Annotated in this window: 23 protein-coding genes; 11 read left to right on the top strand and 12 right to left on the bottom strand. The window is 46.9% G+C overall.

Annotation, left to right across the window (positions count from 1 at the left end; genetic code table 11):
- Positions 1-75 precede the first annotated feature (75 nt).
- The 3 genes from MKX36_RS23170 to MKX36_RS23180 all read right to left on the bottom strand — a co-directional run bounded on the left by MKX36_RS23170 (position 76) and on the right by MKX36_RS23180 (position 3,998).
- Positions 76-1,089 carry an LCP family protein gene (locus MKX36_RS23170; RefSeq protein ID WP_016822838.1) on the bottom strand — a complete coding sequence of 338 codons (1,014 nt, stop codon included), beginning with the start codon at positions 1,087-1,089 and terminating at the stop codon, positions 76-78.
- Between the two features lie 113 nt (positions 1,090-1,202).
- Positions 1,203-2,147: a cation diffusion facilitator family transporter gene (locus MKX36_RS23175; protein WP_025366036.1), complete on the bottom strand. Its 945-nt coding sequence runs from the start codon at positions 2,145-2,147 to the stop codon at positions 1,203-1,205.
- Between the two features lie 204 nt (positions 2,148-2,351).
- Complete coding sequence (locus tag MKX36_RS23180; protein ID WP_340865804.1) at positions 2,352-3,998, bottom strand: DEAD/DEAH box helicase; 1,647 nt, start codon at positions 3,996-3,998, stop codon at positions 2,352-2,354.
- A 323-nt stretch (positions 3,999-4,321) separates the two neighbouring features.
- Between MKX36_RS23180 and MKX36_RS23185 the strand changes: the two genes are divergently transcribed.
- Genes MKX36_RS23185 through MKX36_RS23215 form a run of 7 tightly spaced genes read left to right on the top strand, consistent with a single transcriptional unit; the run spans position 4,322 to position 8,262 of the window.
- Positions 4,322-4,939 (top strand): hypothetical protein, encoded by a 618-nt coding sequence (locus MKX36_RS23185; protein ID WP_017427161.1) that lies wholly within the window; start codon positions 4,322-4,324, stop codon positions 4,937-4,939.
- A 39-nt stretch (positions 4,940-4,978) separates the two neighbouring features.
- Positions 4,979-5,623, top strand: a complete 645-nt coding sequence (locus MKX36_RS23190) for an immunity 50 family protein (RefSeq protein ID WP_340865806.1) — start codon at positions 4,979-4,981, stop codon at positions 5,621-5,623.
- A complete protein-coding gene (locus tag MKX36_RS23195) occupies positions 5,616-6,026 on the top strand; it encodes a hypothetical protein (RefSeq protein ID WP_016822833.1) in 411 nt (136 codons plus the stop codon). The genes MKX36_RS23190 and MKX36_RS23195 overlap by 8 nt, the downstream gene beginning before the upstream one ends.
- A gap of 44 nt (positions 6,027-6,070) precedes the next feature.
- Positions 6,071-6,577, top strand: coding sequence for a HEAT repeat domain-containing protein (locus MKX36_RS23200; protein WP_340865807.1), 507 nt, complete (start codon positions 6,071-6,073; stop codon positions 6,575-6,577).
- 29 nt (positions 6,578-6,606) lie between these two features.
- The gene (locus tag MKX36_RS23205; RefSeq protein WP_242210356.1) at positions 6,607-7,236 is read left to right on the top strand and encodes a hypothetical protein; all 630 of its coding nucleotides are present in this window, start codon (positions 6,607-6,609) and stop codon (positions 7,234-7,236) included.
- A gap of 28 nt (positions 7,237-7,264) precedes the next feature.
- Complete coding sequence (locus MKX36_RS23210) at positions 7,265-7,825, top strand: hypothetical protein (protein ID WP_340865808.1); 561 nt, start codon at positions 7,265-7,267, stop codon at positions 7,823-7,825.
- 2 nt (positions 7,826-7,827) lie between these two features.
- Positions 7,828-8,262, top strand: coding sequence for an immunity 26/phosphotriesterase HocA family protein (locus MKX36_RS23215; protein ID WP_016822829.1), 435 nt, complete (start codon positions 7,828-7,830; stop codon positions 8,260-8,262).
- A gap of 67 nt (positions 8,263-8,329) precedes the next feature.
- Here the strand turns inward: MKX36_RS23215 and MKX36_RS23220 are convergent, their stop codons facing one another.
- Positions 8,330-8,869: an SMI1/KNR4 family protein gene (locus MKX36_RS23220; RefSeq protein WP_340865809.1), complete on the bottom strand. Its 540-nt coding sequence runs from the start codon at positions 8,867-8,869 to the stop codon at positions 8,330-8,332.
- Positions 8,870-9,237: 368 nt separating this feature from the next.
- Between MKX36_RS23220 and MKX36_RS23225 the strand changes: the two genes are divergently transcribed.
- Entirely contained in the window at positions 9,238-9,882 is a 645-nt protein-coding gene (locus MKX36_RS23225; RefSeq protein ID WP_242210354.1) for a hypothetical protein, read from the top strand.
- 182 nt (positions 9,883-10,064) lie between these two features.
- On the opposite strand, the gene MKX36_RS23230 is transcribed toward MKX36_RS23225, so the two are convergent.
- Positions 10,065-11,699 carry a DUF6138 family protein gene (locus tag MKX36_RS23230; protein ID WP_290409779.1) on the bottom strand — a complete coding sequence of 545 codons (1,635 nt, stop codon included), beginning with the start codon at positions 11,697-11,699 and terminating at the stop codon, positions 10,065-10,067.
- Positions 11,700-11,857: 158 nt separating this feature from the next.
- Here MKX36_RS23230 and MKX36_RS23235 point away from each other — a divergent pair, with 158 nt between their 5' ends.
- The gene (locus tag MKX36_RS23235; protein WP_340865810.1) at positions 11,858-12,634 is read left to right on the top strand and encodes an SMI1/KNR4 family protein; all 777 of its coding nucleotides are present in this window, start codon (positions 11,858-11,860) and stop codon (positions 12,632-12,634) included.
- A gap of 17 nt (positions 12,635-12,651) precedes the next feature.
- Positions 12,652-14,067, top strand: a complete 1,416-nt coding sequence (locus MKX36_RS23240; RefSeq protein ID WP_340865812.1) for an SMI1/KNR4 family protein — start codon at positions 12,652-12,654, stop codon at positions 14,065-14,067.
- Positions 14,068-14,131: 64 nt separating this feature from the next.
- Here the strand turns inward: MKX36_RS23240 and MKX36_RS23245 are convergent, their stop codons facing one another.
- Both MKX36_RS23245 and MKX36_RS23250 read right to left on the bottom strand, forming a co-directional pair.
- A complete protein-coding gene (locus MKX36_RS23245; RefSeq protein ID WP_016822822.1) occupies positions 14,132-14,746 on the bottom strand; it encodes a TetR/AcrR family transcriptional regulator in 615 nt (204 codons plus the stop codon).
- Positions 14,718-16,256 carry a phytoene desaturase family protein gene (locus tag MKX36_RS23250; protein ID WP_340865813.1) on the bottom strand — a complete coding sequence of 513 codons (1,539 nt, stop codon included), beginning with the start codon at positions 16,254-16,256 and terminating at the stop codon, positions 14,718-14,720. The genes MKX36_RS23245 and MKX36_RS23250 overlap by 29 nt, the downstream gene beginning before the upstream one ends.
- 309 nt (positions 16,257-16,565) lie before the next feature.
- Here MKX36_RS23250 and MKX36_RS23255 point away from each other — a divergent pair, with 309 nt between their 5' ends.
- On the top strand, positions 16,566-17,798 hold the full coding sequence (locus MKX36_RS23255) for a PHB depolymerase family esterase (RefSeq protein ID WP_340865814.1): 1,233 nt from the start codon (positions 16,566-16,568) through the stop codon (positions 17,796-17,798).
- Between the two features lie 114 nt (positions 17,799-17,912).
- On the opposite strand, the gene MKX36_RS23260 is transcribed toward MKX36_RS23255, so the two are convergent.
- From MKX36_RS23260 to MKX36_RS23280, 5 genes are all read right to left on the bottom strand, one after another.
- On the bottom strand, positions 17,913-18,020 hold the full coding sequence (locus tag MKX36_RS23260; protein ID WP_016822819.1) for a putative metal homeostasis protein: 108 nt from the start codon (positions 18,018-18,020) through the stop codon (positions 17,913-17,915).
- 238 nt (positions 18,021-18,258) lie between these two features.
- Entirely contained in the window at positions 18,259-19,134 is an 876-nt protein-coding gene (locus MKX36_RS23265; protein WP_025366052.1) for a cysteine ABC transporter substrate-binding protein, read from the bottom strand.
- A gap of 138 nt (positions 19,135-19,272) precedes the next feature.
- Positions 19,273-20,028 (bottom strand): amino acid ABC transporter ATP-binding protein, encoded by a 756-nt coding sequence (locus tag MKX36_RS23270; protein WP_019688858.1) that lies wholly within the window; start codon positions 20,026-20,028, stop codon positions 19,273-19,275.
- Between the two features lie 17 nt (positions 20,029-20,045).
- Positions 20,046-20,723 (bottom strand): amino acid ABC transporter permease, encoded by a 678-nt coding sequence (locus MKX36_RS23275; RefSeq protein WP_016822816.1) that lies wholly within the window; start codon positions 20,721-20,723, stop codon positions 20,046-20,048.
- Positions 20,704-21,369 carry an amino acid ABC transporter permease gene (locus tag MKX36_RS23280; protein WP_016822815.1) on the bottom strand — a complete coding sequence of 222 codons (666 nt, stop codon included), beginning with the start codon at positions 21,367-21,369 and terminating at the stop codon, positions 20,704-20,706. Before MKX36_RS23280 ends, MKX36_RS23275 begins: the two co-directional genes overlap by 20 nt.
- Between the last annotated feature and the right edge of the window lie 105 nt (positions 21,370-21,474).

Raw genomic sequence — 21,474 nt, forward strand, 5'->3', positions numbered from 1 at the left:
CAAGGTTATACCCAAATAAACACAAAAGCAAACAAAGTTGTACGTTATTGTACGAACTTCGCTTGCTTTGAATGGTTATGGAGTATCATTTGTCGTGGTGGCAGCCTCCACCGTCGTAGTCACAGGTTTGTTTTCTTGATCAAAAAGATTCTGTATGAACCGCTTGAGCTTCCGCTCATCCACACCCAACACCTGTGCACCCTTGATGGTTTCCCCGCGCACCAGTTCATTTGGCGGGATTTGCTGCTTCGCTACTGTTTTAGCATCGATATTAAAACCCAATGAAGCCAACTGCAGCATTTCCGTTGTACTCAGATTCGTTTCAATATAAGGAGAAATGCTATTTAAAATACTTGGCAGTTTAATGAGCGACGAGGTCGATTGTATTTTACTGCCCAGTTCGGTAATGAATTTGCGCTGTCGCTCCGTACGTGTAAAATCCGAAGTCGCATCATGACGGAAACGTACATATTGCAAGGCTGTTTTACCGTCCATGTGCTGCATTCCCTTTTTCAAGTCAATATCAAACTGGTGTTTGTCTGCCTTGGACGTGTAATGCATATCTTTTTCGACATCCAGGTCAATACCACCTACAGAGTCAACCAGTGCAATGAAACCATTAAAATCAGTATATACATAATATTGAATCGGTATGCCCAGAAGGTCGCTCACAGTCTGTCTGGTCAAATCCGGCCCACCGTAGGAAAAGGCAGCATTCAATCGACTTTGCCCATGACCCGGGATCTTGACATACGTATCACGAAGAATCGACATAAGTGTGGCCTTTTTCGTAACCGGATCAACAGAAGCAACCATAACCGAGTCAGAACGCCCTGAATCTTCTCCACGGGAATCTCCGCCAAGCAGCAGAATATTTACTCTTTCTGTTCCATCCCATTCCGGTGGGAGTGATACCTCTACAGGTTGTACATTGGTTGAAGTTTGGGTTTGCGGTTTAAATTTCGAATCCTGTCCGGAAGCAACCGAAATTTGGTTCGTAAAATGATATATAGAATAAGCATAATATCCGCCCACTAAAAGGACTGCAGCAGTCACAGAAATACCTAGCCATTTTAAAAATTTTCGCATATTTTCGGGTAACCTCGCTTTTATTCATCATCGTTCGGCTTTTAAAAGCATACCCTTCCGGCAAGTTATCTGTCAATTCGCGTCGTATGTTCTAGGGGCGTTATTCGTATCGGTTATACCTTTTCTTCAGGGTCTTTTTGTGTTGATTTTACAGCATGGAGGTCGTCTGCATACCACGGATTCAAATGGACAAGCACCTCATAAACCCGCGGCTCCTGCTTCATGACGGCCCTCTTGATCAGTCGGATAATATCGTGTCCCTGCTGAATCGTCAAAGAGGCATCCACTGAAGCTCGGATATCAACGATAATATAATGGCCATGCTCACGGGCACGAATACGATCAATACGCTGAACCTCGACTACACTCAGTGCCGCTGCTGCGTAGCTTTCGATTTCCTCGGTTGCAATGGCCTTCTCCATGAGCACATCTATGGATTCGCGACCCATTTCCCACGCCAATTTCAGAACCAGCAACGCCACTACGAACCCCGCAATGGGGTCGCCGTAAGATAAAATCGGAATATCCCAATGTTCCCCGATCAGTCCTAATCCGATCCCCAAGACAGCCGCTCCCGAGGCATACACATCAGCCAGGTGATCTTTTGCCGTCGCAATGAGACCCTGACTATTGGCCGCTCTGCCAATACGAATCGTGTAGATATACAGCCACTGTTTCCAGAGCAAGGAAATAATGGCGGCCACCAATGCCAGTATATGCTCCTGTGGCATCGGTTCGAACAGTGCGGCAATGGAATGATAGCCGATAAATATGCCTGCCCCGAACAGTATGACCGCCACCACACTAGCACCAATTACTTCTGCCTTGCCATGACCATAAGGATGATCCTCATCCGGCGGCTGGCTGGATATTCTCATCGCTCCCAGTGCCGTTGCAGAAGCAATGACGTCCCCGGCGTTATGCACACCATCGGCCACCAGCACCTTACTGTTGAACATGAGTCCTGCGATTATTTTGATGCCGGTTAAGAGGATGTTGCTGATCAGGCTGATCCATGCTGAGACCATGGCACGCTTGCCCATATCCTGTTCCTGCATGATGTATAACCCCTCCAAATTATCTTTTAAAAAATGTCCTGACCGCTATTCGGTTATCTCAGGGCATCTTTGGTTGCTCTTTATCTTATGATGCTGTTCTTACAGCGGCATATATGAAGATTACAATAGCCCCGGAAGATGAGCCTCCCCGGGGCTATTATGATAACCATAGTGGAGCATTCTATGAGAATACCCCCATTTTATCTACCTGGACCGACCGCGTCGGCCTCCTTGACCTTGACCACCACGCGGACCGCCTTTGGCTTGTCCACCGCGTCCACCTTGGCCTCCGCGTGCGGAACCGCCGCTGCTACGGTCATATCCGCTACGTCCGCTGCTTTGGCCTGCCGAACGACCTTGACCTCCGCGTGCAGAACCGCCGCTGCTGCGGTCATATCCGCCACGTCCGCTGCTTTGCTCTGCGGAGCGGCCTTGACCTCCGCGTGCAGATCCGCCGCTGCTGCGGTCATATCCGCCACGTCCGCTGCTTTGGCCTGCCGAGCGGCCTTGACCTTCGCGTACAGAACGGCCGCTACTGCGGTCATATCCGCCACGTTCACTGCTACTGCGGTTGGAGCGACGCTCGCCGCTTGCACCGTCACGACGCCCCGCCTGTTCGCGGCCGCTGCGGCGTCCGCCGCCAGCATCGTTGCCGCCAAAGGAACGGCGGTCGTTTCTGCCTGAGCGGTCATTTCTACCCTGCCGCTCAGCCGTATCGGGAGCAGATCTACGCTGCCCGCCGCCCTCACTGCTGGTGAATGTGACACCAGCGACTCTTTGGATGTTCCGAAGCTCAGGAACATCCCTTGGCGTGGCGAGCGTCACCGCAACGCCTTTGCCTCCGGCACGACCGGTACGTCCGATGCGGTGGATGTAGCTTTCGGCATCCTGCGGCATGTCATAGTTGAAGACATGCGTGACGCCTTCTACATCGAGGCCGCGTGCGGCTACATCTGTCGCTACGAGCAATTGAAGTTTCGCTTCACGGAACGCCTTCATCACTTGCTCCCGCTTGTTCTGGGACAAGTCCCCGTGCAGCTCACCGCTCTCGAATCCCATCTCCTGGAGTTCTTCATTCAGTTTGGAAGCCCGGCGCTTGGTACGGCAGAAAATAACAGCCAGATACGGACGATCCGTATTCAGCATATCTACCAATGCCTGTTGCTTACCACGGTCTGTTGTTTGCACAACGACCTGACGGATTTGGCTCACGGGAACGGAAGAAGCCGATTTCACTTTGACATCAACGGGTTCGTTCATATAGACACGAGCCAGCTTGCGAATACCAGCTGGCATCGTAGCGGAAAACAGCATGGTTTGTCTCCGGTAAGGAACCTCCTGAAGAATCGTTTCCACATCGTTCAAGAAGCCCATGTGTAACATTTGGTCAGCCTCATCCAGGACCAGCATTTTAATGCCGCCTAAATCAAGCGTGCCACGTCTCAGGTGATCCAATAGTCTCCCAGGTGTACCAATAATCAGTTGTGCGCCACCTTTTAGTTTACGAAGCTGACGCTCCACGTCCTGTCCTCCGTAAACAGCTAGCAGAGATAAACTCGGTTCCGCAGCAGCCAAGCATTTTGCTTCCTCTGTAATCTGGAGCGCCAATTCACGCGTAGGTGCAATCACGAGCGCCTGCGGATGCCGCTTGTCCAAATTCAGCTTTTGTAGAATCGGCAGTAAAAACGCAAGCGTCTTCCCCGTGCCCGTATGTGCCTCGGCAATCACATCCTGACCTTCCATCAACAGTGGAATGGACTCCTGTTGTACAGGTGTTGGCGCTGAGATGCCTTGCTCTTTCAAGGCTTCTACCCAATGTTGCTCCACGCCTAATGCTGTAAAATTCTTCAAGTTGTATTCACTTCCCTTATCTGTATTCAATATGTGTCACGTAAAATAGGTTCATGTGCCATATGACATCTATCGTTCCATAGTTCAGAATTCCCATTTTTGTATCGGTTCTCATTCTCCCCTTTTCAGGAAGGGAGCATATCCGTTATCGTTGAATCTGTTCATGTAACTCAACATACGGCCGCAAGGCGGCTCAGGCCGTTCCATATATGACTTTCCTAGTATACGCGAAGTTGAACTGGTTTCCAAACGATTTTAACGAATCCCGCAAAAGGTGAATTCAATCACCATGTCATATATTATGGTAGGATAATTGGTAATTCATGAATAAAGGGTGGATGCTTGTGGTTAACAACCTACATTATAATTTCATAATGACAGGTTCCTTGTCGGAGAAGCACACTTTGTTTGCCGAAGAGTGCTTTACTAACTTGTTCGATTGTTTTGAAGCGCTCTTGAATATATCAGGAATCCGTAACACCCGTGTGTCTGTCTATCAATCGAAGAAAGCCAAACACGGCAAGATCCGCTGGGACAAGCAGGAGCTGCTCCGCATTGTAACCGATGATGAAATGACTCCTTTGATGCTGGTTATAGAGGCTCCTAGCATCAAATCGTCCTATAACAAAGGGACGACGCCGGAAGTGTACATTCTTTTGTCCAATGACCATATGGGTCAATCTTCCAACAATTGCGGGATGCTTGTTTCGATTCGTCAGGACGTTTATGAACGTATTGACCGAACAAGCGTGGAAGACGTTATGCTGCAGCTCAGCCAGTTAATAAAGGCAAACAAACTGTTACATAGCTCCCGCAACTTTTATGCTGGCAGTAAAGCAAGAGCTATTATGGATATTCTCCCATTTATGCTCGAAAAGGATACCCCGGATATGAAGTATGTTTTTCAATCGTGGACTCCGTACCCTTTACGTCACACTTAAACTATCCGTCATCCCATTAACCCTAGGAGGCTGCAATTTATGCAAATTCAAGTTCACAATATTGAAAAAAAAGAAAACGAATATCTCATTCATTATCAAGCCGGAGGAGCACTGCCGTTCGTTCCGCATGATGTTGTCCTGATCCATGGCAAACAGTATTTTATAGGTACGATTTTGAAAGTAGAATCGGAACAAGTCCTTATCCGTATCAATCCAGAATATGAAGACCAACTGACAGGGGCCATCGGACTGGAACTGGCTTTCTCTCCAACCGTTTCTATTCAAGGTGCGGACAGCATTGTAGAAAAGCTCGGCTATTTTCCACCTTTTCACTATGACCGAGTCACGGCTGCCAATATGACGAAAGACCAGATTACACTGACGATTGAGCTATCCCCCACTAGTGTGCTGGTTCCTAAATCACCGGATCTGGAACCTTCGGCTGAGGCACCTGTGATCCTTGAAGCTTCAGCGAAAGACATTCCACGCTATGCAGTGACGTTTACATTTCTGGAAACCAAAGAGCATGTATTAACCCCTGTAGAAACAGAAAATATTATCTTGCAGCTTGATTTCCGCTATGAAGAAGCAGACATGGTCGTTGATATCGATGCCTTGTCGGGACTGTCAGGTAGCTTTCTGTGCAGAGGTATCCGTGCAGAGATTACGGAACTTCATGAATAAACAGGAAGCCCGTGAGCTGTTGCGCTGTCATTCGTTTATTCATGATGATCTGGAGCATCCCAAAATGCAAAGCGGATTTCTAGGGATGCTTCGTCCCTTTCAAGGCGAACTGATCGAGGACAACTTCCATGAGCTCATGACTATCATTGAAGTTCTGGCAGATGAGTTGGAGAAACCGTCCGTAGAACGGGAGCTTATATCCGCTCTGTGGGGAATTTGCCAATATACACGGGCATGGGCGTTGTATCCTGATAGTATGCTGCAACGGAATCACCTGCTGACCGCAGAGCAGATTAGTACCCTTGACGATTGGATTGATACAATCTCCTATGCGATTATGGTGCTGCTGGAGGGGGGCGGAACGGAAGAGGCTTTATCGAACTATAGACATAAGAGTAGGTAATACACAATGCCAAAAGTAATCTGGCTAAGAAATAAGGAGGGTATATGTCCATACAAACCGATGATGAGGGAAAGACATTTTTATCTATTTTCCCTACACTATCGTATGAAGATCGATTGGTATCACTACGCGAATTAACAGCGATCCCCCAGCCTGTGGAGGACACCACCGCATTACTTTTGCAGCTTGCGCAGCAATCATCCGAGGAAGATCTGCTTCGTATAGAAGCGCTGAAGGTCATCGGACTATATGCAGATCAGAGCCAGCAGCCGATGATCATGCGAGGAATTCGCGAGCTGCTGTCCAAACCTGATGAAGATGATGATGTGCGAAACGCAGCTTTACAAACTTTGGCATGGATGCCTTGTTCAGAAGCAGAGCTATGTTTAGCTTTGGACATAATCTGCAGTGATACATATATCTTAGTCAAGGGGGCCGCTTTTGCACTGCTCCGCGCACATAAAGCCAACCCTTTTGCACTACATGCGCTGAAGCAATTATTGCAACATGAGGAATTCGGCGCATCTGCCCAACGAGAGCTGTCCACATAACCGACAACTAAAGGAGAATTACTCTACTCATGCGTGTAAGAATATTTATATTCATATTGATTATCGGAATTATATGTGTGCCTGCGTATTTCATTATGAGCAGCTTTGGGTTATTCCAAAATGAAAAGGTGCTCGTACATTATAAGGTTGCCGTTGAGGTAAAGGGTAAAAAGTATGATGCCTGGCCTTTAATCAGCAGCTATACCGCGATCGATAAAAAAGGGGACCATCGTCAGCTCTATTATCAAGCAGAGGGCTCAGGCATAGAATACCTGTTTCAACTCGCATATGGACAATATGAACTCAGACCCTCCAAGGATAATCCTTTTCTGGACGGGGGAATCCACTACACCATGGACCATCCCGATTATGTGCGTGAGGAAAAACAGTATGAGAACGCCAACGACTATTCGGAGTTAACCCATTATTACAATCAACAAGAGCAGGTTATTTATACTTACAATCCTGAAGCCAAGCTCGACAAAACCTATGTTCGCTCCATCATCACCGCTGGGATGACTCGCACCACTGGTAATTCAAGCCGTGCGGTAAAGGATAACTATATCAATATCAGTAAGCTGTTTAAGGACAAGCTGGGAGTGAACGTGAAGGTAGATGTTGACGAGGACAACAAAATCGTGACCCTGTCCATGTCATAATGAACGAAAAGAAAGGAAGGCGCTACGGATGACAGAAACACATCATGTTAAATTAGGACCCGCTTATTTGGATGGTTGGGTTGTGCCCGAAAACCCGGAGGTATGGGTCGAGCAGGAATGGACAGGTAAGCTCCGTTCACAGGCCGGAAATACGAAATTCCACATTTTTTATTATGGAGAGTTCATGGACGAGCTGATCGCTGTAACGGAGTTTGCACCCCAGCTCATTATTGCAGAAGATGCAGTCACAGGTGAGCAGATCGTGATTTTTGATGGAACCCGCCATGGTTACGATGCACTGCTGTGTGAAGTATATACGGAAGAACAGCAAAACAATCGCACTCCCCTGCTACCTTATCTGGACGATGATGGTGAAGATACCTTTGAGGTGACCGTGACTGCTTTTTATAATGTTGATTGGGATGACGAGTTTGCAGATGATGTGGATGAGAACGGGCAGCTGGAGTTGATCAGCGGCGAACGATGTGATTTTGAAGAGGTAAAGCGAAATGGCTTTGATGCGATCAGTATTACGATTACCAGCGCTAAAGGTCTAAAAACAGAGATCATTCAGGAAGAGCTGGCCTGACGATGATATTCAAAAGAATCAAACATCAGGAAGGCGATATTTTTGTTATCCCCATGCATGACGGCCGCTTTGCGGTATGTCAGGTGATCTGCGCGCTGTATGGTCGATTCAAAAAGGCGTTCTCCTTTGGGGTGCTATCCATAGGTCAGAATCAAACGTACGAGGATGAAACCACCTATCTCTCCTTCACACATTACCGGGGTCGATTTGAGGTTATATTCACCGCTACCCAAAATCTGACGAAGGGAGTATGGCCCATTATCGATCATCGCCCTCTATCCGAGGAGCAACAGCAGCTAAAGTATTTTAATTGTGCGGGCCATCTGTATTGCGGGGATGAATATATACGCAATCTGGAACTGGAAGAATATAATCAATATACTGTAATGGGCGTGGCTGGATATGAGCTAGTACAGCAATATTTAGCCCAAACATAAAAGCTAGAAGAATAGCAACGCAAAGAGCCACCTTAGACTTCGAAAACTAGGGTGGTTCTTTAACGATCTAAAAGGGTTCAAATGTATAAGGGAATGGTGTACGATGTGTTCCCAAAATCGACTTTACACGCTCCCCATCCAGCAGCGCTTCGACGAAGCTATACAAATCAGGGGCTGCATACCGAAAGTTGCCCCATGTGCGCAGATTCAAAGCATAAATTAGGAATTCCCCCCGTTCATCAGGCGATTGAACATCCCAGACCAGCAGGTCATTTCCTTCACTGGAAGCGAAGGGAACTGCATGCTCCAATAGTTCCGGGAAACCATCTGGCTCCAGCGCCGCTTCTTGTAAAATCTCTTCCGATTCCAGTACATCATCAAACCAGGCACGCCAGTCATAATAACGATGGAGCCATGAATCCGGGTGATCACCGAGAGGAATATGGATGTTCCATAGACCGAATAACCGCCCGTAGCCGAGAGTTTTGACGTAATCTATATAGGAAGGCGGAAACCCTCGACCGTTTTCAAAACGATGCTCTATAAGAAATTCCTTATCATAGTAGGCCTGGAATTGCGGACGCTGCAAACCTGTAAAAATGCTCATATACCCATTCTCCTTTGCACTACGTAATCCTATTTCCACGCTTCGGCACATTGAAAAGGCCTTTTTCAAGTGTTAAAATGGAAATAAGATGTATATTCTAAAAAAGAGTGAAGATGCGTCAACATCCTCACTCTTTGGCAACAGCCGCTTTTAAGGGCGGTGGCTGCAAGTTTACGATACATGAAATAGACCGGTTCCTACCACGGGCGGTCTATTTCTTTTTATGGAAGGAAAGAATCAGGACCCTCACCTCCTTCACAGGAGACTAGCCGACCGCCCATCTAAGCCATTCTGTTGTTAAGGAATATTATAACATATGATATATAAAAAGTACGTTTTTACGCTCTTTCCGAAAAGGAGGAACGAACATGGAGCAAAAACGCTTCAAAGATGAATATGGATATAAATATGACTTTGCCGCCGTGATCTGGAGGGGAGAACAGGTAGCTGTCCACTGCCCTCGCTGTCAGAGTCAAGCTTCTATTTCCAAATCAAAGGAAGACTGTTATTACGTTGTTCGTTGCTCTCATTGTTACTACACATTTCAGCAGCCAGAATCGTATAAATTCTATGCACGCGGCGTATGCAGCCACTGTGAGCGGTATTTTAATATCGAAATTCATGATGACCGAACGGTTACTCACAAAAATACAAATATACACTGTCCGCATTGCGAGACACGTAATCAGGTTCCGGTGCATCGTATGCAGTCACGTGAATGGCATACGGACGTGATCCAAAATGGAAAAGATCCTATTTTCCAGCTCCAGCTGTACTTCCTTGATTACTATCGGGGGAAACCAGTCTGGGCTCTTAACCGGATACACCTGAATTACCTGCTCTCCTATATCTCTGCCGAGTTGCGAGAAAAACCCTCATCCGGTATGATGCGTACGGCTTCCCATTCCATTCCCAAATACATTAAGGATGCTAAAAATCGCCAGGCCATTTTGAAAATATTACAAAAGCTACAGCATAAACAAGCGTCTAAGGGAGAGCATTACCAAACATGAGTATACAAACTTTTGACAGCCTAGAAGCACTGATCTAGGCCGTTTCCCAGACCATCAGGTGCAATCTTGGCTGGAAATGGCGACTGTACAGGATGTTATTGAAGTGCTACGCCGCAGTGGAAGCGAGCCAGATATTCAACACATTGCGCAGGGACTGCGATATGATCAAGAATACGATGCTTTTATGGAATAAGCGGCTCCAGTAACTCTTTTACCTCAGGGACAGCCTGCTTCAGGCTGTTTTTTAGTTTCTTCGCGCCACCCCATATACGATAAACGAGCATCTCTTGTTCGTAGTCTTCCAGTTGTAGAAGCACATCTACTAACGCCTGTGCCTGCTCCACACTTTCAATGCCAGCCGATTTTAGTGGTTTGGCGGAATCATTACCTGCCAAAAGAATCCTCGCCCAAACGGGGATCGTATCCGGTGTCAGTCCATGCGCCTCAGCAAATACAGCAGCGTAACCGTCCTGTACCGACTGATGCTCACTGTCTACCAGCTTCATATAACGATTCACCAGCGAAAAATACTCCGTTCCTTTAAGTCCTAATCCCATCACCGCATAGGTTCCTGGCATCGCCGACTTCTCCCCCGGCTCTACATCGTTGTACCACTTGAATTCTTCCATCACGGTCTCGGCATATTCCGCCAGCAACGGAAGCAGCGAAGGGTATTCAAGTGCATTGGCAAAGAAACGATGTAATGCAGATTTGGCCAACTTGGGTACGGGTAGATAGTTTTTCACTTTGCTTTTAAACTTCATCCCATATTCCTTAGTAAAGCCTTTCCGTAATATATCACATAGATATATGAGTGCTTCTCTGTAGCTCTCTTCTTCCTCAGAACGAATCTGAACCTCTAGTGTTTGCAAAATATCATTCGCTTGGCAGGTGACACGCTCGCTTGTATATGACGCTGGAATGCTGCCTGATCCGCTCTTAAGCCACTGAACAGCCTGCTCTGAGCCCAGTTGTGCAGCAATCTCCAAATACTTCTGCCGTGCATCGGCATCGGTCAGACCCACTCGCATCGCGGTCAGCAGGAACATCTCCATAACCGGGGCGGGAATATCTGAAGGAAGAATATCGGGTCTCACCGTATAATCAAGCCCGTACCTTTTTTCCTGATCTGTATACTTAGCCAAAAATTCATCTTCAGCCCAATGCATTAAGCCTCTGCTCAGCTGATGCCTCCATGCTTCTTCTCGCTTGCGGCTGACCTGCACTTTTGCATCCATTCGATTCAGCAGTTCATTCACCCGCTGGGCGTCTACAGGGTACAAATGAGGATCAAGCAAGTGCCTTATTAAGAAAAAATCGTCCTCTTCCTTTGGCATAGCTCTACTGGCAGGATTGAGCTTCTGCTCCACAAACTGTTCAATAGAGGCTAACAGGTGCTGCCGCTTATCTTCGTTCAGCAGCGAGAATGTAAAATGACTGGCCTTATTCTCCAAGACCACCTCCAAATGAAATTCCAGCCGATAACGAAAAAACATAGGACCAAATTCTTCCGAATTATACAGAGCCGCTATCCGTTCTTTGAACACTGGCATCCATTCATCCTGCACCTGCTGGAGCGTCACTTCCTCCGTAAAACCAGGAATTTTTGTGTCTGGTCTACGATGATCCCAATCAAACGGTTCGTAGGTATCCACCCATACCCCATCTCTCTTACAGGTAACTTTTAAGTATTCATGAATCCCTTCGTGAAGGACGCTTTTGTTCTTGAATTCCGCGATGCGCTTTTGCTCAGAAGCGTATCTCTGGTCAATCTCTTCAAAAATTGGATCTATGTAGGCCTGTACCCCCGATGTCATACGATGTGTTCCCCTTTCGTACCCTCACAAATTGTAGTTCTTACATAATTGAGATAGACTAATATTCAACTATTTTATTTCCTGATTATAGCATATCTCTCATTTACATTTGGGCTCCATCCCTATAGATAGAGTGCCGGAAAGCAGGTGTATTCTTCATGTATTGGGTTTCCACACGACACACGCCAGTGGCTGCCGATGAAATGACAAATTTCGAACATACCCATGGCATAACTTTACCAACTCCCTATGCTTCATTTCTCACCCAATATGGGCCAGGCACCTATTGCGGCCTGCTGGTGATTGAACCGCCTGATCCTCAACTTTTGCAATCCTATGCAGATTACGAACTGTGGACGCATGATGATAACTGTCCGATCACCGCGCAACAGCTGGGCGAGTGCGTGGTCATCGGTAGCTCCATAGATGGTGATTTTCTAGCGGTGCATCCTCAGATCGAAGGGTTGCTTTGGCTACCGCGACATTCGGAAGTCATTACTATGAAGCCATTAGATGTTCAAACCCCATTTACAGATACGGTGGAGCATATACTACGGGATGAATTCGGAAAAACAGAGCCATTCCCCCGTTATTTCGAACCTGTCAGTCTGGACAGAACCGCGACATTCCTACTATTTAATCCCCCGGATACGGCAAAAGCTTACGATCCAGCCAATCCGAATGATCAAATTCCGGAAATAGCTCCGGCATCTACACAAGTATTGGCTCAGCGGTTTAAACAGCATTTTGACACAAACCTATGGATCGAAAACGAGCATACCTGCATGGCTTTTTTCCAGCTTCTTGGCGGATATGTGCGCTTCAACTATGCATATGGACGCGAAGTGGCGATCATTTATGAACCCAAGGCGATAGCACTTCATGATGAAATTCTATCATTCTTGCAAAAAGAGCATTGCCGAGTTGTAGAATAAGAGGAGGACGAATACGAATGACAGTACATTTTGCATATACCTTAGAAAAGCTGGGAGAAATCGCTGATCGTCTGAGACAAGGTGGAATGCCTGACGTGGCATACCAATGCACGAAGGGGATTTCCGAAGAGGAACTGACTGAGCTGGAGGAACGGCTCCAGATCACTTTGCCTGCCTCCCTGTCTGAATTATTAAAGCGGTGTGGCAGCTTACATCTGCTATGGTGCCTCCCTCAACACTGTGTTGTAGTCGATGAACCAGAGTATTCATATGAAGGCAGCCATGACCTTGAACAAGAACCGACTAACCTTGACGATATTACAGGAGAATTTGGCTGGAATTATGAGGATATTGGCTATTTTACATCCTATGGAGAAGATACCGACTCAGCAGCGGACGAACAACGATATCTTATTTTGAACTATAACGGTGCTGGTGATCCGATCCTGCTTGATAGAGCGACATCCGCAACAGAGCCAGCAGTGTTCTGTTATGAGCATGAGTTGGACCAGTTCACGCTGCTTGCAGAAAGTCTACCTACCTATATAGAAACCATGCTTACCTTGCACGGACTATGGCTGTGGGACTGGTCTAACGTGTTAGACGAGCATGGTATTCAGCTAAATAGCCCGTCGCTGCAGCTGTGGCAACGCTGGTTGGATATGTTCTGCACGATGAAACTGGAGGATGCCCGGTCGTTGGATACACTGATCCACTACACCACCATGCATGGCGTAGATCATCCTGCTGTACTGCAGGCTTTCCAGGCCTATGATCCAAAGGATATTTTTCTTGCCTGGGAGCAGCGCATTCAGTGTAACCCGGCCCAATTCGCTACATGGGCATTTTTCGTTGGGGAGACCGCAGGTATTGGGGCTGCTGATTGGGTTCGCTCCTTATGGGAGCCGGACACGGATACCGCGCAAGCATGGAGACCTCCCGCTTCAAATAACACACATGCTAGGGCCGCATTTATCTCGACACGTGCCTATCTATCCGCCCGCTGCCTGCCCGAGCAGGAAGGGCTTACAAAAGTTTACAATGATCTGATACAGCATAGGGCGAAGGATGGCAAATTAGAAGGATACACCGTTAGCGGGCAGTTACAGCATTTTCATTCCCCCCAGGTCATCGACTGGATGCGGGATAAGGTCAATCATCCGGTTGATGGCTGGGCAGTACTTTTCGCCTACTCACGTCCTACAGATGAGCAGGTGATTGAATGGCTATCCGGTAGCGAGCTTCATCAGAAAATTGCAACCGAGGCGCTGGATATCATGATTCAGCGCGATCTTCTGCCCACTCTAGAAGCAGACGCTTGGGCTAGCATCTCAAATCTGCTTCATGCTTCTTTACAGCTCGTGGTGCTCAAAAAAGATAAACGTCGCATTGAAGCCGTGCTTCAGCAGCTTTCACATTTGGAACTTCGTTAACACTGGAATCGACGTATGCAGACTTGCATGTATGGGGTGTGAGGATAAAAAATGAGCCGCTGCATCAGCGGCTTATTCCCCGAATAAAAGTATCTATAGTAAATGAAATCAATTCATCATTTGATTTTGCCATAGGAAGTTCAAAATTCAGGAGCAAAGAAGTCAATCCGTGCAGCATACTCCATACGGATCTAGCCATCAGGCGCTCATCTCCTTGAATGATGCAGCCTTCCTCCATAGCGGCTTTGAGTCCGCCCTCAAGCAACTCAAACCCTTTAAAACTCCCACTGTCTATAAGGGTAACCGAGCTTACAGATTCAAGGTTGCTGATAAACAGGATGTTGTAGTATTCGGGATTAGCCATGCCAAAACGGACATAAGCATCGGACACTGTTTTCAGTGTGTCCAGAGCGTTCAGTCCGGCTGCCTGTGCTTCATCCACGCGCTGCTGAAGAGCCTTCAGGAACAAAGCATTCCCTTCTAACAGCAGTTCACGAACAACCGCTTCCTTATTGGAGAAATAATGATAAATAGTCGTTGGTGAATATTCGATCTGATCCGCAATTTTACGCATGGAGACTTCAGCATACCCTTGGTTCAAAAAGAGAGAGCGGGCGGCCTCAATGATTTTGCGGCGGATCTCACTGCTTTCACGTTCTCGGCGTTTGATATGTTTCATGAGTAGATATACTTGCCCTTTCTGCCTTCCCCAGTTTGGCGGCGATACGATCAGCTTCCATTATACCCGAGTTCATAGCTCCTTGAAACCCGCCACCAGGCTGTGTCCAGGCCCCTACTAATGACAGACGGTCCACTGCTGATTTGCGCTTCAGTCTGTGTATGCCGGACTGCCTCACCGTTTGCGCGTAACCATAAACGGCTCCGCCGGGATTAGCAGTATACCGCTGCATGGTGCGTGGTGTGCCCAACTCTGCCACCACGACCTTGCTGCTAAAACCAGGATATAGCTGTTCAAGACATTCCAGTATCTGCTGTGTTACTGCTTTCTTTTTGGCTTTATATTCGGGACGTGCGCTAGGCCAGTTCTCCAATCTGTCCAAAAACGTAACAGCGATGACACCCTTTCCCGCTTCATTGAGTGTAGGGTCCATGGCGTTATAATTTGTGAGCATCCAGTTGCCTTTCATATACTCGCCGCTCATCATGACTTCATAATCCGTCTCCGAATCCGGCTCGTTACACAGGATTAAGTCTTCTTCGCTGATCCCAAGCTCATGAGGCTCGCATGATAGCCCTAGGTACAGCTGAGTGAGAGACGTGCCAGTTTCCAGTCTGGTTACAGCCTCCAGCTCGCGACGGGCGGCATTGTGACTCTCCAGCAGACGGCCATAGGTATGATGGGGACTGATCCCAGACACAACCCAGTTGGCTTTATATACATCCCCTTTTTTCAGACGTACACCAGCTGCTTTACCGCGTTCAAGTATAATTTCAGATACCTGACTGCGCAGGTGGACTTCTCCTTCAGCTGATTGAATAGCTTCGACCAGCGCATTGGACAAGGCCTGTGCACCTCCCTGAATGTAGTACGTCCCCTCCAGATGATAGCCGATCCAGGGAATAAAAAAGTACAAAGCCGCCAACCGCTTCGGGGGCAGCCCATAATAGGGCCAGAGTGCAGTGAAGAACTCCGTGAATCGGTCAGACAAGCCAAACTGACTTACAGCCTCCCAGGTGGTCATTTTCGTCCAGCGGAAGAAGGTGCCTGCTTTGAACAGACCCGCCAGCTTACGCCAGGAAGTAAGGGAAGAAAAAGCGGTAAAGCCTGTCTCAAAACGGCGAATGCCCGCGAATAGCTTGTCAATGGCTGCTACCTCAGCAGGAAACATGCCTTTGAGGAGTTGCACATACTCCTGCACATCAGATGGGATATCAATGATCTGCCCTTCCCAGCGAATGGAGTAAGGGTGCTTTTTACGGAGAGGAACGATTTGCTGATCCACATGGCAGTCCTTTAACATCCGACCGAAGCTGCCTTCTTCGAGTCCGCCGACGCCGTGCAAGGAGACATCAAAGGTATATCCCTTTCGTGTGAATTCAGTAGCAAAGCCGCCAGCCAAAGTATGACTTTCAAACACAGCTGTCCGGTAACCCAACGCAGAAAGTCTGGCTGCACAAGACAAACCACCCAGCCCAGCACCAATGACAATAACATCATATTGGTTCATGATTTCATCTCCCTTATTAACGTCGTTATATAAGTTAACAGTGTTAAGTTAAGGAGATTATATACCATCGTATCCCGGTTGAGAAGGAAAATTTTTTATAAAAACATCCAAAATTGTAGCGCTTTCACTTGTCAGATTCCAATGAGGATGCTATCCTTCAATTGGGATTGTTACTGAAAAGGCAAAACCCGAGTACACTTGTGTACCCGGAGTTTGCCTTTTTTTGATTTGTATGAGTTCCACAGCATACAGTCAAGCATCCTGAGCATATAGTAAGCGCTTTATAAAAACGCCAAAGGAGATTATCTTATGCAAAAAAGACGTTTCGCCCTTGTTCTACTATCTTTCGTGCTCCTGCTTACGATCTTTTATCCATCCTCCAGCTCTGCCGCAGCAGCCGATGTTCCAGCACCACAGGCAACCCTGCTTACTAAGGTACAGCCTCTGGGTGAGGTTGTTTCTGCCGTTGTAATGAAATACAGCACCAATATTGACGGATCATCCCTGTCCACTTCCAGTTTTCAGGTTCAATCTGTGCTTAATGATGTATACGCAGACAGAACTGTGACTGGTGTATACACCAATGATACTGGTGCCATCACCAACCGCAGTACTCATGGCAAATATGTCGTAATCGAGCTGGACACGCAGGATAAAAATGCAAGCACCCTTACTTACGATTCGACAAGCGCAGTCAATCGTATTAATCCGCTGAACTATTACATTAGCCAAAAGAAAGATATTGCAACTTCGAAGAAAACAGTCGTGTCTGCGACTGCACAGACTGTAAAAGCAACCGATAAAGTGACACCCATCGTAGACGATTTTCAAAAAAACACTTTTGAAAATAAAGACGGCTTCAAACTGAACTACTTTACGTTTGAGCCTAAAGTAGAACCTGGCAAAACCTATCCGCTGGTAGTATTCCTGCACGGAAACGGCGAACGTGGTGACGGAAACGGGGTTAACCTGTTAGCGAATGCCGGGGCCGTTACTTGGGCTTCTCCTGAGCAGCAAGCCAAGCACCCATCCTTCGTCATCGCTCCTCAAAGCCCGATTGACCTAGAGCATAAATTTATTTGGGCAGATGAACCGCGCAACAGTGCTGTTGCCGATTTGGTACGTGAAACGGCCTTGAAATATCCGATCGACACCAACCGCATCTATATCGTAGGTATTTCTCAAGGAGCTATGGGGACATGGAGATTGTTAGAAAAAAATCTTGATCTGTTCGCTGCTGGCGTACCGATTGCCGGACTGACCAACTATGAAAAGGCTGTTAACATGTATGCCCCTGTTGACCCTGCACACGTTGAAGTATTGAAGAACGTTCCTATTTGGGCCTTCCATGCGGTGGACGATACGACAGTAAGTCCTAAGAACTCAGAAGAAATGGTTGCTGCTATCAAAGCACAGAACGGAAACCTCATTCACTTCACTGAATACGAAGCAGGGATTATCAAACCTACAGGACACTTCTCCTGGGTTCCGGCTTTACAAAATCAGGATATGATTGAATGGCTGTTTGCACAAAAGAAATAAAAAAAGGCACCTGCCTTCCTGTGTACCACCATCAGGAAGGCAGGTGCAATATCAAAACGAGGAGACTAAAAAATTTGACACTGGTATTGCCATTTGCAGTTAACTTGAAGCTTGTTACTTCGCGCGCTTCGCAGCTTTGATCGTTCTCAAAGCCCGTCTGCGCGTTACCTTGTTCGGACTGCTGAGCTGTCTTCTGGCAGTAGCCACATCCGTTTTAGCCATGTGTAAAGCACCATCCTATTCACTTAGGCTCATATTGGGAGTCTGCGCCTAAAGGCTTAAATGATAATGAGAATCATAATCATTTAAAATTATATAATGAAATTTACGAGCATGCAAGAGATTTTGGGGAAGTATTATCTCGATTAAAAACTTGCGAATCTCCCTTTGCCCATATGAAAGAAGCGTCGGGACAGCAAGCCCAACGCTTTTTTATACTTAATAGCAATTTATACGATGATTAATTAACCTTGCCGCCCTCCACAACCAATTGATCCGTAAAGCCTTCTCCGTAAACGGAGGTCAGTGTGTCCTTATAGGCTTGATGGACAAAATTTTCTTTACCCAACGTAGCCAGTTCGTTGTTGATCCAATCCAACAGTTCCTTATTTCCCTTCGCTACTGCAGGGGCAATCGTATCTTGACCACCGAAGGCTGGAATGCTTACGGTAAAGCCGGGATTGGCCTTAGCCCAAGCGATCAGCTCTGTATTATCGTTCGCAATGGCGGCACCGCGTTTGTCTTTGAGAGCCGAGAAGATTTCGGTGTATTGATCGAATTTGAGCAGCTTGATGTCAGGATAATTTTTCGTAAAATAGGTCTCTGCTGTCGTTCCCTTGGCAACAATCAGCTTTTGATCCGAGCCCTTCAATTGGTCAATCGTGGTGATGGGAGCACTGTCGGGTGACACAATGCCAAAGGATAATTTCATGTACGGGTTAGCAAAATCGACTTTTTCTTTACGTTCATCAGTCACAGTAAAGTTAGCCATAATGATATCTACCTTGTTGGATTCCAAATAGGCAACCCGGCTGGCGGCATCCACCAGAACGAACTCCACCTTCGACTCGTCGCCCAAGAGGTCTTTGGCAAACCGTTTCGCAATATACACATCAAAGCCTTGATTTTTCCCTTCTGAATCTACGTAGCCAAAAGGCGGCTTATCCGCGAATACACCGATTCGAATCTTGCCATTCTTTTTAATGTCCTCAATTGAAGCAAATTTAGCCGAGCTTGAACTACCATTGGTATTACCGCCTCCTGCACATCCCGCCAAGCCGACGAGCAGCAAGCTCAAAGCCAGTAATAATGTTGTGAACTTCATCCCTTTTCTCATCTGTATTCATCCCCTTATTTGTCAGCATTTTGCATCATTCGGTTTCTTTCGCTTCTGGGTGCAATATAGAGGACCAATAGAAACATTTCGATCTCTATATTGTGATTGGAAGTCGCTCATGGGATTGATGCAAAATGCTCATATCGTTTCGTACTGAAATATATCCAGAAAGTGCTGGGCACGCTCTGTTTCCGGTTGGGTAAAAAATTGCTGTGGTGTAGTCATTTCACATATCTGTCCTTGATCCATAAAAACGATACGATCTCCTACCGACTTGGCAAACCCCATCTCATGCGTCACGATAATCATCGTCATCCCCTGTTGGGCCAGCTCTCGCATGACATCCAGCACCTCTCTGACCATTTCCGGGTCCAAGGATGCGGTGACCTCATCAAAAAGCATAATTTCAGGATTCATACACAGGGCGCGCACAATCGCAATCCGTTGCTTTTGCCCGCCTGATAATTGTCGCGGATACGCATCCTTGCGATCCAGCAGACCGACTCGCTCCAAGAGCTGCTCCGCTTGCGCAAGCGCCTCCTGCTTGTTTCGCCGCTGAACCTTAAGCGGACCGAGCAATATATTTTCCAAGACAGTCATATGCGGAAACAGCTCATAGTTTTGGAACACCATTCCGATATGCTGCCGCACCTCACGCCAATTCACCTTTTTATCTGTCAAATCCTGTCCTCTATAACGGATATCTCCGCCCTGGACTGGCTCCAGACCATTGAGGCACCGAAGAAGCGTGCTTTTTCCACATCCCGAAGGACCGAGAATGACCACGACTTCCCCTTTCCTTACGTCCAGACTAATCTGCTGCAGCACTTTTCGGTCGCCGAAGCTTTTGTCCAGCCCTCGAATTTCCAATAAAACCTCCACAGCCTCTTCCATGACACCACCCCATCCTGCTAATTTTGCCATCTGCGTTCAAATCTTTTGGAAAGTCTGGATAACGGATAGCATACAAGAAAATACAATATAAAAATAAAGCCATACACCCAAAAGGATGCCGAAGGCGCTTTGATTACACCAAGCTCAATAATCTGCTGCCCAACCTTGACCACTTCCACTACACCGATCAGTACCACGAGTGACGTGGTTTTGATCATCCGTGTCGCCAGATTAATAGAACCCGGAAGCATTCGGCGCACCGCTTGGGGAATGAGCACATGACGGTATAATTGCCAATAGGTTAGCCCTAATGCCTGCCCGGATTCCACCTGATGCTTAGGCAGTGATTCCAGCGCACCACGTACGATGTCACCAATCTCGGCTGCTCCCCACAGACTGAATACGATAACGGCCGTTAGTTCCCCGCTGATATTCACATTCAGCAAAGGCGTAAATCCAAAATACACGACATACAACCACACTAAAATCGGAATAATGCGAAATGTCTCCAAATAAAATCTCAGCACAAATCGAATCGGTCTTGATTGTAAAGTGCGTAGCAGACCCATCAAAATGCCTAGCAGCGTACCGATAATAATGGAGAGTAATGCAATTTCCAGCGTAACGAGCAATCCCCCTAACAGACGCTCAAAATTCGAACCCTCAAAAAGCACATTAATCCCCGAACTCAGCATATCGCACCTTCCTTTCCACCCACGTCAGCAGCATCGACAAAGGTAAAAGCAGAACGAGATATGCCAATACCAGCAGAATCAACGATTCTGTCGTTTTGTAGTACATACCGATCAGGTCCTTTGCCACATTCATCAGATCTAGTAAAGCAATGGCACCCACAATGGAAGTCTCCTTGAGAAGAAAAATTGCATTGGCTCCCAAAGACGGAATACTGATGGCAAATGCCTGCGGCAAAATAACATATCTCGCCAGTTGTATCTTGGACAGTCCGAGACTCAGCCCGGATTCCGTTTGGGTTTTACTCACGGCTTCGATTCCACCACGGAACGCCTCAGCCATATAGCCCCCGCCCAAAAAGGTCATGCCCACAATGGCACATGTCATTTCGCTCATATGCAGACCTATTTTGGTAAACCCGTAGTACAGAAAATATAACTGTACAAGCAGCGGCGTATTTCGGGAAAGCTCGATATAGGCTACAATAATTCCACTAATTCCTCTCACCCTGTAATACAGCACTATGCTACACAGCAAACCGACGACTAATGAAAACAGAATAGCAAAAAAGGCAATCTTCAACGTCAGCCACATGGCTTCTCCATATAGCGGCAAGCTTTCTACAATAAACTCCCAGTCTAAGTTCATATGTACATACCTTTCAATTTTCAATTATTCCTATGTATTTGCTATGCTTAATAACAATGATTGTATTCCTGCCCAATTACCACGTCAATACTTTGATGAAAATTT

The organism is Paenibacillus sp. FSL W8-0439 (assembly GCF_038008995.1).
GTDB classification, from domain to species: Bacteria; Bacillota; Bacilli; order Paenibacillales; family Paenibacillaceae; genus Paenibacillus; species Paenibacillus polymyxa.